Source organism: Candidatus Palauibacter polyketidifaciens, from assembly GCF_947581785.1.
GTDB lineage: Bacteria > Gemmatimonadota > Gemmatimonadetes > Palauibacterales > Palauibacteraceae > Palauibacter > Palauibacter polyketidifaciens.
The window spans coordinates 20,351-35,042 of sequence record NZ_CANPVO010000039.1 but is presented as its reverse complement, the minus strand read 5'-3'; the positions used below and the strand labels follow the sequence as shown (position 1 = coordinate 35,042).

General features: G+C 70.5%; 13 protein-coding genes. 9 read left to right on the top strand and 4 right to left on the bottom strand.

Going from position 1 to position 14,692, the window contains the following annotated elements; translation table 11 throughout:
* Positions 1-15: 15 nt before the first annotated feature.
* From RN729_RS10650 to rseP, 3 genes are read left to right on the top strand one after another with little or no spacing between them, the layout of a single operon-like run.
* Entirely contained in the window at positions 16-870 is an 855-nt protein-coding gene (locus RN729_RS10650; protein ID WP_310784611.1) for a phosphatidate cytidylyltransferase, read from the top strand.
* Positions 867-2,033, top strand: a complete 1,167-nt coding sequence (gene dxr, locus RN729_RS10645; protein WP_310784609.1) for a 1-deoxy-D-xylulose-5-phosphate reductoisomerase — start codon at positions 867-869, stop codon at positions 2,031-2,033. Before RN729_RS10650 ends, dxr begins: the two co-directional genes overlap by 4 nt.
* Entirely contained in the window at positions 2,030-3,139 is a 1,110-nt protein-coding gene (rseP, locus tag RN729_RS10640; RefSeq protein ID WP_310784607.1) for an RIP metalloprotease RseP, read from the top strand. Before dxr ends, rseP begins: the two co-directional genes overlap by 4 nt.
* 67 nt (positions 3,140-3,206) lie before the next feature.
* On the opposite strand, the gene RN729_RS10635 is transcribed toward rseP, so the two are convergent.
* The 3 genes from RN729_RS10635 to RN729_RS10625 are packed head-to-tail and all read right to left on the bottom strand — an operon-like array spanning position 3,207 to position 6,273.
* Complete coding sequence (locus tag RN729_RS10635; protein WP_310784605.1) at positions 3,207-4,037, bottom strand: MBL fold metallo-hydrolase; 831 nt, start codon at positions 4,035-4,037, stop codon at positions 3,207-3,209.
* On the bottom strand, positions 4,034-5,230 hold the full coding sequence (locus tag RN729_RS10630) for a putative sugar nucleotidyl transferase (protein WP_310784603.1): 1,197 nt from the start codon (positions 5,228-5,230) through the stop codon (positions 4,034-4,036). Before RN729_RS10630 ends, RN729_RS10635 begins: the two co-directional genes overlap by 4 nt.
* Complete coding sequence (locus RN729_RS10625) at positions 5,227-6,273, bottom strand: sugar phosphate nucleotidyltransferase (RefSeq protein WP_310784601.1); 1,047 nt, start codon at positions 6,271-6,273, stop codon at positions 5,227-5,229. Before RN729_RS10625 ends, RN729_RS10630 begins: the two co-directional genes overlap by 4 nt.
* Positions 6,274-6,430: 157 nt before the next feature.
* Here RN729_RS10625 and RN729_RS10620 point away from each other — a divergent pair, with 157 nt between their 5' ends.
* The 4 genes from RN729_RS10620 to RN729_RS10605 are packed head-to-tail and all read left to right on the top strand — an operon-like array spanning position 6,431 to position 11,909.
* Positions 6,431-7,039, top strand: coding sequence for a hypothetical protein (locus RN729_RS10620; RefSeq protein WP_310784599.1), 609 nt, complete (start codon positions 6,431-6,433; stop codon positions 7,037-7,039).
* 33 nt (positions 7,040-7,072) lie between these two features.
* A complete protein-coding gene (gene serS, locus RN729_RS10615) occupies positions 7,073-8,395 on the top strand; it encodes a serine--tRNA ligase (protein ID WP_310784597.1) in 1,323 nt (440 codons plus the stop codon).
* A complete protein-coding gene (locus tag RN729_RS10610; protein WP_310784595.1) occupies positions 8,392-9,621 on the top strand; it encodes a HAMP domain-containing sensor histidine kinase in 1,230 nt (409 codons plus the stop codon). Before serS ends, RN729_RS10610 begins: the two co-directional genes overlap by 4 nt.
* Complete coding sequence (locus RN729_RS10605) at positions 9,618-11,909, top strand: UvrD-helicase domain-containing protein (protein ID WP_310784593.1); 2,292 nt, start codon at positions 9,618-9,620, stop codon at positions 11,907-11,909. The genes RN729_RS10610 and RN729_RS10605 overlap by 4 nt, the downstream gene beginning before the upstream one ends.
* 1 nt (position 11,910) lies before the next feature.
* Here the strand turns inward: RN729_RS10605 and RN729_RS10600 are convergent, their stop codons facing one another.
* Complete coding sequence (locus RN729_RS10600) at positions 11,911-12,378, bottom strand: hypothetical protein (RefSeq protein WP_310784592.1); 468 nt, start codon at positions 12,376-12,378, stop codon at positions 11,911-11,913.
* A gap of 235 nt (positions 12,379-12,613) precedes the next feature.
* On the opposite strand from RN729_RS10600, the gene murA reads away from it, so the two are divergent.
* Entirely contained in the window at positions 12,614-13,903 is a 1,290-nt protein-coding gene (gene murA, locus RN729_RS10595) for a UDP-N-acetylglucosamine 1-carboxyvinyltransferase (protein WP_310784591.1), read from the top strand.
* Positions 13,900-14,661 (top strand): laccase domain-containing protein, encoded by a 762-nt coding sequence (locus RN729_RS10590; RefSeq protein WP_310784589.1) that lies wholly within the window; start codon positions 13,900-13,902, stop codon positions 14,659-14,661. Before murA ends, RN729_RS10590 begins: the two co-directional genes overlap by 4 nt.
* Positions 14,662-14,692: the final 31 nt, after the last annotated feature.

Genomic DNA, 14,692 nt, shown 5'->3' with positions numbered 1-14,692 from the left:
GGGACCGGGTCCGACATGAGTTCCAACCTCCACAAGAGACTCGCGGTCGCGGGTGTCGGAGTCCCCCTCTGCGCGCTGGCGACCTACGCCGGCGGGGTGGTCTTCGTCACCGGGCTGGGGGTTGCGGCCGCGCTCGGTTACCGGGAATTCGCCGCGATGATGCGCGGTACCGGGACACGGGTCCTCGGCCTGTCGGGAGCGGTGGCCGCGTTTCTCTTCCCCTTCGCCGTCTTCGCGGGCGGTCTCGAGAGCGGTGGATTCTATGCGGTGGGCCTGATGCTCCTCTTCCCCGTGCTCGCGCTCACGACCGCGGACCTCTCGGAGCGGCCGATCCGGGCCGCCGCCTGCACGGCGTTCGGAGTCTTCTACGTCGGGGGGCTGCTCGCCCTGGGGCTCCCCCTGCGCGAAGGCGAACTCCTGCTGCCGGCCGGCGCCGATGCGAGCGCCGGGCGGATGGCCGGTACGCTCCTCTTCTTCTTCCCGGTCGTCATCACCTGGCTCGCCGACACCGCGGCGTACCTCGGCGGACGCACTCTCGGGAAGCGCCCGCTCGCCCCGCGCATAAGCCCGAACAAGACGGTAGCGGGCGCCGTGAGTGCGCTGCTGGCGGGCCTCGCCACCGCTGTCCTCTATCCGCGATTCCTCCTTCGGGAGCTCTGGACGCTGGAGCTGGCGCCCACGCTGGCCTTCGGATTCGTCGTGACGGCATTGGCGATCGTCGGCGATCTCGTGGAATCCGCCCTCAAGCGCGAGTGCGGCGTAAAGGACTCATCGCGTCTGCTTCCGGGGCACGGCGGGATGCTGGATCGGCTCGATTCCATCCTGTGGGCGGTCCCGGCCGCGTTCCTCTTCCTCTTCCTCTTCGCGTGAAGCGCGTCGCCGTCCTCGGCGCCACGGGATCCGTCGGCGCGGGCACGCTCGAAGTGATCCGCCGCCACCCGGCGCAGTTTCGTGCGGCCGTCCTGACGGCGAACCGCAGCTGGGAGGCGCTCGACGCGCTCGCGCTCGACCGGGATCCCGATTTCGTCGTGCTCGGGACCCCGCCCCCGGACGACTTCGCGCCGCGATGGGCCGGCGAGTGGCGGTTTGGCGCCGATGCGCTCGCGGAGGCGGCCGGATCGCCGGGGATCGACGTCGTTCTCAATGCGATCGTCGGGTTCGCAGGGCTCGATGCGACGCTGGCGGCGCTTGGAGCGGGGAAGCGGCTGGCACTCGCCAACAAGGAGTCGCTCGTGGCGGGCGGAGAGCTCGTGATGCGTGCGCTGCGCCGTGGAGGCGGTGAACTCCTGCCGGTGGACAGCGAGCACTCCGCGGTCCACCAGTGTCTGGCCGGGCGTCCGGTGTCGGAGGTGGCGCGCGTCACCCTCACGGCCTCGGGCGGTCCCTTCCGCGAGTGGCCGGCGGATCGGCTCGCCACCGTCAAGCCGGCCGATGCCCTGCGTCATCCCACGTGGTCGATGGGAGCCAAGATCACAATTGACTCCGCCACGCTGGCGAACAAGGCGCTCGAGGTCATCGAGGCGCACACGCTGTTCGACCTCCCCTACGAGCGGATCGAGGTCGTCGTGCATCCCACATCGATCGTTCATTCCCTCGTCGAATTCAGGGACGGCTCCTCGCTTGCGCAATTGGGCCGACCCTCGATGGAGATCCCGATCCTGTGGGCTCTCGGCTACCCCGACCGGCTGGACGACCAGCGGCAGGAGGCGGGGTTCGACCCTGTGCGGGATGGTCCTCTGGAGTTCGAACCGGTGCGGGAGGACGATTTTCCCCTCTTCCGCGCGGGGGTCGCGGCGGGAAGGGCGGGAGGCGAGTTTCCGGTGGCCTTCAACGCGGCCAACGAGGTCGCCGTCGAGAGGTTTCTCTCCGGGGGCGTCGGCTTCAGGGAACTCGCCGACGTCGTGCTTCGTACACTTGAACGGTTCTCGTCGCGCGCCATCGAATCGGTGGAGGATGCGCGGCGCGTCGACGCGGGGGCGCGCGCCATCGCCCGCGGTCCATACGGGGAGTCCAAGTCGGGAGACGCTGAGTGATCGTAACGATTCTGGTAACCCTCATTGTCCTGGGCGTGCTCATCTTCGTGCACGAGCTGGGGCATTTTGCTGCCGCGAAGAGCGTCGGGATCGACGTGCCGCGGTTTTCGATCGGCCTGGGCCCGAAGATGGTGGGGTTTCGGCGCGGTGAAACGGAGTATGTCCTCTCTTGGATCCCCCTCGGCGGCTACGTCAAGATGGCCGGGATGGCGGACGAGGAGGTGACGTCGACGCTCGAGGGCGGCGGCGGGCGTGCCCCCGAGCACACGGCACGGAGCGAAGCGCGTCCGGGGCCCGGAGACTTCGACGGGAAGCCGCTCTGGGCCCGCTTCTTCGCCATCTCGGCCGGCGTCATCATGAACTGGATGTTCGCGGTCGTCGCCTTCGCCGCGATCGCGATGGGGCGCGGCGTGTTCGAGCCGCGGATCGCCGAGGTCGCGCCCGGGTCACCCGCTGCGGAGGCGGGACTTCGGAGCGACGATCTGGTCCTGCGCGTGGACGGCGGCGCGGTGCACGACCCCGCCCAGGTGACGATGCGGATCGAGCGCCGGGCCGGCGAGCCCGTCGACATCGTCGTGGAGCGGGGAGGGGAGCAGCTCACCTTCGTCGCGACGCCCGACGCGGTCGAGCAATACTCGGATCTCACGGGAGAATCGAGGACGGTCGGGCGCATCGGGATCTCCGTCGGCGCCGATGGAGGTCGAGCGGACCCCATCGCCGCCCTGGGGCGCGGCTGGTCGAACGCGGCCTACTGGGGCGGCGCCGTCCTTCAGTTCCTCGGAGACCTCGTCACGGGACGGAGTTCGGCGCGAGAGGTCGGCGGCCCGATTCTGATCGGGGAGATCTCCGGACGCGCGGCGCGTGCGGGATTCTGGGAACTCCTGAGTTTCATGGCGATCATCAGCATCAATCTCGCCATCTTCAATCTGCTGCCGATTCCCGTCCTCGATGGGGGACACCTCCTCTTCCTGGGGATCGAGGCGGTCCGCGGCCGGGCGCTCAGCGTCCAGGCGCGCATGCGGTTCACGACGGTGGGGATGGTTTTTGTCCTCGCCCTCATGGTGTGGGCCGTGGGAAACGACGTGCTCAGGGTGATCCTCAGATAGCAGTCCGTGGCAAGACCCTGCGTCAGCGCCGAGAGTGGCGACGCGCGGACCGCGTGCCGGGCCGGGATCAGATGGGGAGAGAGAGTTGTTCGGCGGCGGCGCGGGTCCTCGCGAGCGCGACGACGTCATAGCGGGGGCCGGGCTCCTCCTGCGCGGCGACGTCCAACAGCCCATCGTACGCCGTCGGCGCGAGGCCTTCCGCGACTCTTTCCAGAGCGAGTTCCCGGTCGTTGCACTCCTGGCTCAGGTGGGCAAGCAGAATCCCGCCCAGCCCGGGGTGCGCGAGTTCGCGCGCGAACTCGGCCGCGTGGCGGTTGGAGAGGTGTCCTCGACTGCCTCCGATCCGCTGCTTGACCCGCCAGGGATAGGACGCCGCCCGAAGACGGTGTTCATCGTGGTTCGCTTCCATGACGAGAAAGGCGCACTCCTGGAGCGCCGCGCGGACGGGTGTCGTCGGTCTCCCGAGGTCCGTCGCGATCCCCACCCGCAGGCCCGTGGCTCCGTGCAGCACCGTGACGGCGACGGGTTTCGCGGCGTCGTGCGCGGTGGGGGCGGCCTCGATCGCGAGGTCGCCGACCTCGAGTCCCGTGCGCGGCAGGTCCTCGCATTGCTCCTGCCCGCGCAGTAGCGGAGCGCAGGCGCGGCGGGTAGGCGCGTTCATGGCGAGACGCCAGCCCCAGCGGCGTGCTCCGATGCCGGCGCCCGCGGAGTGATCCCGGTGCTCGTGCGTGACCACGACGAGGTCGACGGCTTCCGGCTCCACATCGAGTTCGGCGAGTCGGCGGGCAAGTTGAACCCCGGAGAACCCCGCATCGACGAGCACGCGGGCGCGGTCGCTCTCCACGAGAAAAGCGTTGCCGCGGCTCCCCGAGCCCAGCGACGCGACGGTCAGGCTCACGAGCGGCGGGCCTCGTCCCAGACGTCGCCCAGCCAGTCCCGGAGTTCCGGGGTCCCTTCGAGGCCCCGGCGCTCGACAACCCGGACGGCGGTGGAGAGGAAATCGCCGCGGCGGTGGAGCTCGGGGCTCCGGCCTCCTCCCCACGAGAAGGGTTCCACCCACCGAGGTGGCGGCTCCGCTCCGAACAGGCTCGAGCCGGCGCCGACGACCGTGCCGGTCTCGAGTCGAGTGCCGATGCCGGTCTTCACGTGATCGCCGAGCAGACAGCCGAACTTCATGAGTCCGGTATCCCGCCGTGCGCCCGGCGGTCCCACCCGGATCGAGCCGTAGGTGTGTTTGAGATCGCTGTTTACCGTGGCCGCGCCGAGGTTGACCCAGGAGCCGAGGTACGCATGTCCGAGGAACCCGTCGTGCGCCTTGTTCGAGTGGCCCAGCATCGTCACGCGGTCGACTTCGCCCCGCACGCGGGAGGCGGGTCCCCCCCAAAAGCGCGAGATGTGGCCGCCGAGGAGCTGTGAGTCGGCCCCCGCGTAGAGCGGCCCGCCGAGGCGGGTGCCGGCGCGGACCTCGACTCCGGGACCGAGTTCGACCGGGCCTTCGCGCGCATCGAATAGCACGCCGGGTTCGACGAGCGCCCCCTTGCCGAGGCGGATCGGGGCGTCGCCAAGGCGCCAGCAACCGCTCGGTAGCGCCGCCGCTTCCGGGCCCGAGCCGGCCGCCAGGTCGGCGGCCAGCCGGTCGGGCCCCGCCGACACGAGGTCCCACGGGTTCCGCAGCCACCCGCCGGGCACCTCGCGGTCCGGCAGCCCGGGCCGCGGGCGCGGAGCGGCGAACCAGTCCGCTCGCGGCGGCTCCGCGCCGGAGCCCAAGCGGACGCCCGCCAGTTCGCCGGCGACCCAGAGGTTCGCGGGCGCGTCGTTCCACGCCGTTTCGAGTGACGGCACGGCCCGGGCGTTCCATACGGTGCACGGCGCGTCCAGCCCGCCCGCGTCCAGGCAACCCGGCGCTCCGGGCTCCGCATACCGGCGCAGCCAGGGGCGCGTCACGTGACCGGCGACGCGCATTCGCGCGACCCGCTCCAGCCGCTCGCGCAACGTCCAGCGGCCGAAGACGAGTTCGCCGCACGGCCGGGTGAGCGCGAAAGGAGCCCATCCGTTCGCCCGCTCGTCGTCGAACATGACCAGCGTCGTCAACGCGGCGGTTCGGCGGAGGATGCGTCCGTGTCGATCTTTCGCAGGCGAGCGTCGAGTCCCGCGGCCTCTTCGCGCGGCATCACGAGGAGTTCTCCGTTCGCCTCCACGATGACGAGGCCCGACACCCCGATGACCGTGGCCCGGCGGGACTCCGTCCACACGACGTTGTTCGCCGCGTCGAGGAGACGCGTAGAGCCGACCGAGGCGTTCCCGGCCTCGTCCACCTGCCGGGCGCGCAGGAGCGCGCTCCACACGCCGAGATCGTCCCAGGCGAACCGGGCCTCGACGGCGGCCACGTGTTCGGCTCGCTCCATTACGCAGACGTCGATCGCGACCGGCTCGGCACGCGCGAAGAACTCCTCCGCATCGCCGCGCTCGAGGGCCGGCCACGCCCCCGCGAGTTCGCGCGCGCAGCGTCGGGCGGCCTCGATCAGATCGGTCGCCCGCCACGCGAAGATGCCGGAGTTCCACAGGAAGCGTCCCGATTTCAGGTATTCCCGGGCTCGCGCGGGTCCCGGCTTCTCCACGAAACGCCGCACCTCCCGTGCGCCGGAGGTCGCCTCTCGCCCGGTCTCCAGGTATCCGAATCCGGTCTCCGCGCGGTCCGGCCGCACGCCGACGCAGCACAGGTATCCTTCCCGGGCCGCCCGGAGCGCTGGCTGCAGCGTCTCTTCGAGGGCCTCCACGGGCTCGATGCGGTGGTCCGCGTGCATGGAGATCATCAGGGCCCCCGGCTGAGCCCGCTCGATCTCGGAGGCCGCCCAGACGAGGGCCGGGCCCGTTCCCCGCGCCTTCGGTTCGACAAGCGCATCGACACCCGCCGCATCCAGACTCGGGCGCATGAGTTCCACCAGGGGTTCGGCTGCGACGACCCGGACGCGCGGGGCGCCCACCAGCGCGACGGCACGGGCGAGCGTATCGTCGATGAGCGGGTCCGGGCCCGCGAGGGGCAGGAGTTGCTTGGGACGGGCCGGGGTCGAAGCGGGCCAGAACCGGCGGCCGATCCCGCCTGCGAGGACCGCGCAGTACGCCTCGAGGTGCACCGACAGAGCCTCCCTCCCGTCCTCCGAACCGCCCGTTGCATGCGCGGGATCTTCCCGCCGCGGGCCGGCCGCGACGCGGCCAAGCTACGGACGCCGCGGGTGCCGCGCCACGTTGCCGCTCCGGCCGCTCGATCCCCCTTCGTCCGGGTGTTTTTTCTTGCCCGAGTCCCGCTCGGGCGACAGTTTTCGCGCCATGCTCTCCCGACACCGAATCCGTACGCCCGCACGGCTCGGAGCGCTGATCCTCGCGCTCGCGGCGACCGCCTGCGACGATCCGTTCGATGCCTTCCTCGGCGATGTTCCGCTCACGCCGACGGAGGTCACGCTGTATGACTACGTCACGGCTCGCCTCGAAGATCCTCCGGCTTTCGATATCGTACTCGCGGTTCCGGCCCGGGTGGACCAGACGCTGAACTGGGACTTCCTCTTCCAGATCCGGGACGGAGCGCCGGAACTCGTCCCGTTCTCGGCGGTCGCGGACAGCGTGACGGACTCAGGCCTGCAGCTCACCGGCGAGCGCTTCGACGCCGTGCTCGAAGCTCCGGAGGACGGGTACACCCTGAACGCGCCCCTCGCCGTCCAGCCGGGGGACGTGCTCATCGCCCGCAGTCGCGTCGACCCGAACAATTTTCTCGCCTGCAGCCGCTATGCGAAGCTGCAGGTTCTCTCCATCGATCCCGAAGCGGGAACGATCACCTTCCGCCATCTGGTCAACCCGAACTGCGGAGACATCGTTCTCGAAGCGGGAACGCACGGTTCCCTGTGACGTCCTGTCCGGCCGGTTACGCCCCGCAGCGACATGCTTGACCTCAGAACCCTCCGCGACGACGCCGACCTCGTCCGCGATGCCATGCGGAAACGTGGCGACGAGCACGCGGCGGGTCTCGTCGAGGAGACGTTGAGGGCGGATGAAGTCCGCCGCCGCCTGATCCGGGAAGTGGAAGTCCTCAAGGCCGAGCGGAACACCGCATCGAAGGCGATCGGCGCCGCGAAGGGCAGGGGCGAGGACGCGTCGGCGGAGATCGACGCGATGCGCCGCGTGGCCGCGCGGATCAAGGTCCTCGACGCCGACCTCGCGCGCACCGAGGCGGAGCTGCGCGATCACCTCCTGCAGATCCCGAACATCCCGGATCCCCGCGTCCCGCCCGGCGAGGAAGGGGAAGGGCCGACGGTCGCGGAATGGGGCACCCCGCAGAAGGACGAAGTGCCGCCGCACTGGGACCTCGGGGCGACGCACGGCCATTCGGAACCCGGCGGTTCCGCACTCCCCGGAGGGCGGACGCCGGCGCTGGATATCGAGCGTGGGGCGAAGATCGCGGGCTCCGGCTTTCCCCTCCTCGTCGGGGGCGGCGCCCGGCTCAGCCGCGCGCTCGTCCAGTTCATGCTGGACCTTCACGTGCGCGAGCACGGATACCTGGAGGTCCTGCCCCCCTTCGTCGTCTCCCGGGATTCGATGACGGGGACGGGGCACATCCCGAAGTTCGAGGACGACGCCTACCGGACGGACCCCGACGACCTCTTCCTCGTGCCCACGGCCGAGGTGCCACTCACGAATCTGCACCGCGGAGAGATGCTGGCCGCGGGCGACCTGCCGCTCGCGTACGTCGCGCACACCCCCTGCTTCCGGCGGGAAGCCGGGGCGGCGGGCCGCGATACGCGCGGGCTCCTGCGGGTCCATCAGTTCGACAAGGTCGAGGTCGTCCGCATCTGTCGGCCCGAGGAGTCGGAGGCGCAGCTGGAACTCCTGACCCGCCATGCGGAGCGCGTGCTCGAGCTGCTGGAGGTCCCGTACCGGCGGGTCCTGCTTCCGCTGGGGGATCTCGGCTTCGCGAACGCGATCACGTACGACCTGGAGATCTGGGCTCCCGGCGTCGAGGCATGGCTCGAGGTGTCCAGCTGTTCATCGTACGGGGACTTTCAGGCGCGCCGCGCCGATATCCGCTTCCGGCCAGAGGGCGGCGGACGCCCCGCCCACGTGCATACGCTGAACGGTTCGGCGCTTGCCCTCGCCCGGCTCATCGTGGTGCTGCTCGAGACCGGCTTCCGCGACGGCGAGGGGATCCTGCTGCCGGAGGTTCTCCACCCCTACCTCGGGTTCGAGCGGCTCGAGTTCTGCCGGTGATCCGGCTCTGGAACCGGCGCGGCGGCGCGCTTCTGCTCGCGGTGCTGTCCACGGGTGTCCTCGTCTGGTCCGCCATCTTCTCGCGTCAGCAGGCCGAGGAGCGCCGCCTCGACGCTGCGGTCCTCGGGCAGTTGATGGCGGTGAGCACGGCGGCCGCGGCGGGCAATCTCACGGTCGAGGAACAGAACGAGCTCTGGAATCAGGCCTCGCAGCAGGTGGGCGCCCAGGTCCGGCGCCTGCGCATCCCCATCGTGATCACGGACACCCTCGGCAATCCGAGCAGCTCCGCGCACCTGCCCGACGACTTCCCGCTCGGCCCGACCGGCGACCCGGACGACCAGGCGCTGCGCGAATTCGTGGCCGAACTCGACGCGTTGAGGCCGCCCTTCGAGGCGTCCGGCCTCCAGGTCCACTTCGGCGATCCCGAATTCACGAGCCGCCTCCGTCTGATCCCCTGGCTGCAGGCGGCGTCGCTCCTCGCGATCCTCGGCAGCGGTGGCTGGCTCCTCTTCCTCTCCTTCCGGAGCGAGCGGGAGCGCATCTGGTCCGCCATGGCCAGGGAATCGGCCCATCAGATGGGGACCCCGCTCAGCTCGCTTGTCGGCTGGCTGGAGGTGCTCGAGGCCCGGCCGCGCCCCCGCGGATCGGAAGTCGGGGAGCCCGACCTCATCGACGAGATGGCGGCGGATGTGACACGCCTGCAGAAGGTCTCGCGCCGCTTCGAACTCATCGGCCACAAGCCGAAGCTGGAGCCCATGTCCGTGCGCGCCACGGTCGTCCATCTCCGACAGTACTTCGAGGCCCGCCTGCCCACGCTCTCCCGCACCGGCAAGATCGAGATCGCGGTGGAGATGGAACCCGAACCGCCGGAGGTGCTGGGCAACGCGACGCTCCTGGAGTGGGCGTTCGAGAATCTGATCAAGAACGCGATCGACGCGCTGGCCCCGGAGGGCGGCCGGATCGTGATCTCCCATCTCGGACCGAACGGCAAGCGTTCCGTGTTCCGGGTGCTCGACACCGGGCCGGGGATCCCTCCCGCGCTCCGGGACAAGATCTTCAACATCGGCGTCACGACGAAGAAGCGTGGCTGGGGCGTCGGCCTCTCCCTCGTGCGGCGCATCATCGAAGACATGCACGATGGCTCCATCCGCCTTGAGGACACGGGGCGGGGCGCGAGCTTCCGAATCGAACTCCCGCGCTACCGTCCCGGGAAACGGGGGACGTGAGGGGACTCCGCCTCAACCCGGAGCAGCGGGACGCGGTCGAACACGGCGAAGGGCCGCTGCTCGTCCTCGCCGGCGCGGGCTCCGGCAAGACGCGGGTGCTCACGGCCCGGGCCGCCCGCCTCATCGAGGAAGGGCTGGAGCCGACGCGCCTTCTCGCCGTCACCTTCACGAACAAGGCCGCCGGCGAGATGCGGGAGCGGATCGAGGGGCTCATCGGCCGTTCCACGCGGGGCCTGTGGATCGGCACCTTCCACTCGGTCGCCGCCCGCATCCTTCGCATCGAGGCTCCGCACACGTCGCGCACGCGCGCCTTCACGATCTATGATGAGGATGATTCCATCCGCACGCTGAAGGACGTGATGGAGTCGGCGGGCTACGACCCCAAACGTTGGGCGCCCCGAGCCCTGCGCGGCCGGATCTCCGGCGCGAAGAACGCGCTCATGGGGCCCGCCGAGTACGAGTCCGAGGCCTTCGACCTGCTCGCCGAGGTCGTGGCGAAGGTCTATCCCGCGTACCAGCGCGAACTTGCGCGGCGCAACGCCTACGACTTCGACGACCTCCTCTTCGAGACGGTGCGCCTGCTCGAGACCGTGGACGGCGTGCGGGATCGCTACGCCGCCCGCTTCGCGTACGTGCTCGTGGACGAATACCAGGACACGAACCACGCCCAGTACCGGATGGTGAAGGCGCTGGCCTCGAAACACGGGAACCTGTGCGTCGTGGGGGATGACGATCAGGCGGTGTACGGATGGCGCGGAGCGGACATCCGGAACATCCTCGACTTCGAGGCCGACTTCCAGGGCGCGCACGTCGTGCGGCTGGAGCGCAACTATCGTTCGACGGCGTCGATCCTCGAGGTCGCGAACTCCGTCATCTCCCGGAACCTCGCGAGGAAACCGAAGCGGCTGCACACGGAGCGGGAGGCCGGCGATCCGATCGAGGTCGTCCGCTGCGATGACGAGCGGGCCGAGGCGGCGTGGGTGTCGTCGCAGATCGAGGCCGGCCGCGGCACGCGCGGCCTGAACGAGTTCGCGGTGCTCTACCGGACCAACGCCCAGTCGCGGGCGTTCGAGGAGGCGTTCCGGCGGTCCGGCATTCCGTACCGGATCGTCGGAGGCGTCCCGTTCTACGAACGTCGCGAGGTGAAGGATGTCATCGCCTACCTGCGCCTTCTCGTGAATCCGGCGGACGACGTCGCCTTCCTGCGTACCGTGGGGTGGCCGAGGCGCGGGGTCGGGGCGAAGAGTCTGGAGCGGCTGGAGGAACTCGCCCGCTCGGCCGGCGACGCGGGAGAGACCGTCGAACCCCTTGCACTCGTCGCGGCGCGGGCGCGGCACGAAGACGGCATCCCGAAGATGGCGGCGCGCGGCCTGAGGCGGTTCGCCGACGGGCTCGCCGCCGTGCGGGCCTCGCTCCCCGCCTGCAGCGCCCGGGAAGCGCTCGAGGCGTGCGTCGCGACCTTCGGCCTGGCCACGGCGCTGGCGGAGGAGGAGGACGGCGCAGACCGGCTCGAGAACGTGAGCGAGCTGTTCGCGGCGGCGGAGGCGTTCGAGCGCGACGATGTGGAGGACCCCGATGACGAGGCCACGGATCTCGAGTTGTTTCTGCAATCCGTTTCGCTGCGTTCCGATCTGGATGAGGCCGACTTCGATGGCGAAGCGGTGACGATGATCACGCTGCACAACGCGAAGGGACTCGAGTTCCCCGTGATCTTCCTGGGCGGGCTGGAGGAGGGGCTCTTTCCCCTCTCGCGGGCAATGGAGGCGCCGGGCGGGCTGGAGGAGGAACGGCGTCTGTTCTACGTCGGAGTCACGCGCGCGATGGACCGGCTGAGCCTGACGTACGCGGACCACCGCTGGCGCGCGGGGATGGCGAGCCGCTCGGCCCCATCGAGCTTCATCGATGAACTCCCGGAGGAACACGTACTCCCGCGCCTCGCCGCGCCGCATTGGAGGCGGCGTCGCGCCCGCCGGGCGGGCGCGGTGGAACCCGACCGGACCTTCGCCTGGCAGAGGAGGGTGGAGCGTGGATCCGGCCGCGTCGGCGGTCCCGGGGGCTCCGCCGGGGATGGAAGGTCGGCACCTCCGGGCGAACTCGAGTATGACTACGAAGATTCACAGGTGCCGCTCGCGCTCACGCCGGGTGTGCGTGTGATACATCCGCGCTTCGGGGCCGGCGAGGTGCTGCAGGTCTACGGCTTCGGGAGAGAGGCCAAGGCCGACATCGCCTTCGAGGAGGTCGGCCGGAAGAAGGTCGTCGTGGCGTACGCCGGGTTGCGCCCGGCCTAGGTCACTCTCCGCCGCGGTCTCCCAGGGCTCGAGCCACCCGCTTCGCCGTCGAGACGTTGTCCTTGCCGCGCCGGAATCCGCGCAGCAGAGAGGCCGTCGTGAGGAAGGTCTCCTCGGCCTCCTCCTGGACGACCGCGAGCAGCGCCGCGACCTCCACGACCCGCTCCTCGACCAGATCCACCATGCGGCCGGTGGCTTCGCTCGCGCTCTTCAGCGCCTCTCCCACGCCGTCCGCGTCGTCCCGGAGCCGGCTCGCGATGCGTCGAGCCTGGTCGCTCGCCTGTTCGACGTTGTGCAGCACCGGTTTGAGGCGGTCGCTCAGGTCGCTGACCGTGCCCGAGATCTGTCCCAGCGGCTGCCGGGTCTCCCGCAACAGGCGGATCGCGTGCAGAAGGACGATGAGAATCGCCAGCGCGACGACGAGCCAGACCGCCATCCCGGCGACGACCGCGATCTCGAATGTGGTCACTGCGGCTCCTTCGGAGGACGGTCGGAAGGACTACGGGAGGAGAGTATAGGTCTGGTTCCCGTGGGGCTCAACCGCGTTTGCCGCGACGTTTGCCGCCCTCGGCCCGCCGGCTACTTTGGCGCGCGGTGCCGGCTGGCAGTCCGTGGCAAAACCCTGCGTCACCGCCGCTCGAACGCAGCAGCGGGTTTGCCACGGGCTGCAAGGCCGGATGCGGGAACGGGCGGGAGGAGGCGCGATGCACTATCGGATCGAGGGTGGAAACGAGCTGAGCGGCGTGTTCACGCCGGCCGGAAACAAGAACGCCGCCCTCCCGATCCTCGCCGCCACGCTCCTCGCGCGCGAGCCGGTGCGACTCGAGAACGTCCCGCGCATCACCGATGTGGAGACGTTGCTCGACCTCCTCCGCAGTCTCGGCGTTGAGGGCGGCTGGACGTCGCCGGGCGTGCTCGAACTCGACGCCGCCGGCGTGAACCCGGAGGCGAACCCGGACGCGGATCTGGCCGGCCGGATCCGCGGATCGGTACTGCTCGCGGGCCCCATGCTCGCCCGGCTGGGGACGTGCCAACTCCCGCACCCCGGAGGGGATTTCATCGGGCGCCGCCGTCTGGACACCCACATGCTCGCATTGCGGGCGCTCGGCGCGACCGTCGACGTCGGAGACCGCTACTTCCTGCGCGCTCCGCGTCTCCGCGGCGCTTCCATCTTTCTGGATGAGCCGTCCGTGACGGGTACGGAGAACGCCGTGCTCGCGGCGGCGACGGCGATGGGGACGACGGAGCTCCGCAACGCCGCCACGGAACCCCACGTGCAGGATCTGTGCCGCTTTCTCGTCGCGCTCGGCGCCCGCATCGACGGCATCGGGACCTCGCGGCTCGTCATCGAAGGCGTGGAGGATCTTGGAGGCGGGACGTTCCGGATCGGACCGGATCACATCGAGATCGGAAGCGTGATCGGCCTGACGGCGGCGACGGGCTCGACGCTCGGGATCGCCGGAGTGGACCAGATCCACTTCGACCCGCTGCGCGTCGGATTCCAGCGCCTCGGTCTCGAATTCGCGTGGCGCGATGACCGGCTCGTCGTGCGCGGAGCGGGAGAACTCGAGATCCAGCCCGACCTCGGCGGCCAGATCCCGAAGATCGACGACGGGCCCTGGCCGGCGTTCCCCGCGGATCTGATCAGCATCGCGCTGGTGGCCGCGACCCAGTGCCGCGGCACCGTCCTCATCCACGAGAAGATGTTCGAGTCGCGGATGTTCTTCGTCGACAAGGTGATCGCGATGGGCGCACGCATCGTCCTCTGCGATCCGCACAGGGCCGTCGTCGTGGGGCCTTCGCCGCTCCGCGCGGCCATCCTCGAGAGCCCCGACATCCGGGCCGGCATGGCGCTCCTCATCGCGGCGCTTGCGGCGGAAGGCACGAGTCGCGTGCACAACATCGGGCAGATCGAGCGTGGCTACGAGCGCATCCACGAGCGTCTCGCGTCGCTGGGGGCCCGCATCGAACGCGTCGGGCCGGAAGGGGCATGACGGAGGTCGCGGAGACCCCGAAGGATGGCCTGCTGCGGTTGTCGCAGTGGGAATCGCTCGATCCGACCGTCGTGTGCGGGATCACGACGGCGGAGCGCGGGGATCTCGCGGTCGCGGATGTCCCACCGGAGCGCGTGGCCGCGGTCTACGCGGATCTCGCCCGGGAACTCGGCTTCCGCCGGGTATCGGTACCGACTCAGGTCCACGGCACGGATCTCCGGGAGATCAGAGGCGCGCCCGCCGCGGACCCGGCGGTCTGCACCGTCGACCGGCCGGGTCGCGTGGACGGCCAGCTCGTCGACGGGCCCGGCTGGCTCCTCGCCGCGACGGCCGCCGATTGCGTGCCCGTCTACCTGTGGTCGCGCGAACTCGGGCGCATCGGGCTGATCCACGCCGGGTGGCGCGGGGCCGCGGCCGGCATCCTGCCGCGCGCGATCTCCCGGCTCGTTCGCGGCCTCGACCGCCGTCCATCCGGCGCCATCGGGGATCTCCGCGTCCATCTCGGGCCCGCGATCTGCGGGCGCTGCTACGAGGTCGACACCCCAGTGCTTTCCGCTTTCGGCCTCGGCGGCACGCGCGCGCGGCTCGATCTGAGGGAGATCCTCGCCGCCCAGGCCGCGACGGCTGGCGTCGCACCCGACGCCCTCTCGAGTTCCCGCTACTGCACCTCCTGCGGTCCCGGCGACCTCCATTCGCACCGCGCGAGCGGCGGGGCGGCGGGACGGATGGCCGCCTTCCTCGGGCTGCGGAGCGGCTGAGCCCGAGGTGTCGACAAGCGGTCCGGGCTGT

What these genes read in the sequence shown, in the direction of transcription:
- RN729_RS10650 (WP_310784611.1), top strand. Translation starts at nt 16, where the DNA reads ATGAGTTCCAACCTCCACAAGAGACTCGCGGTCGCGGGTGTCGGAGTC.
- serS (WP_310784597.1), top strand. Translation starts at nt 7,073, where the DNA reads ATGCTTGACCTCAGAACCCTCCGCGACGACGCCGACCTCGTCCGCGAT.
- murA (WP_310784591.1), top strand. Translation starts at nt 12,614, where the DNA reads ATGCACTATCGGATCGAGGGTGGAAACGAGCTGAGCGGCGTGTTCACG.
- RN729_RS10590 (WP_310784589.1), top strand. Translation starts at nt 13,900, where the DNA reads ATGACGGAGGTCGCGGAGACCCCGAAGGATGGCCTGCTGCGGTTGTCG.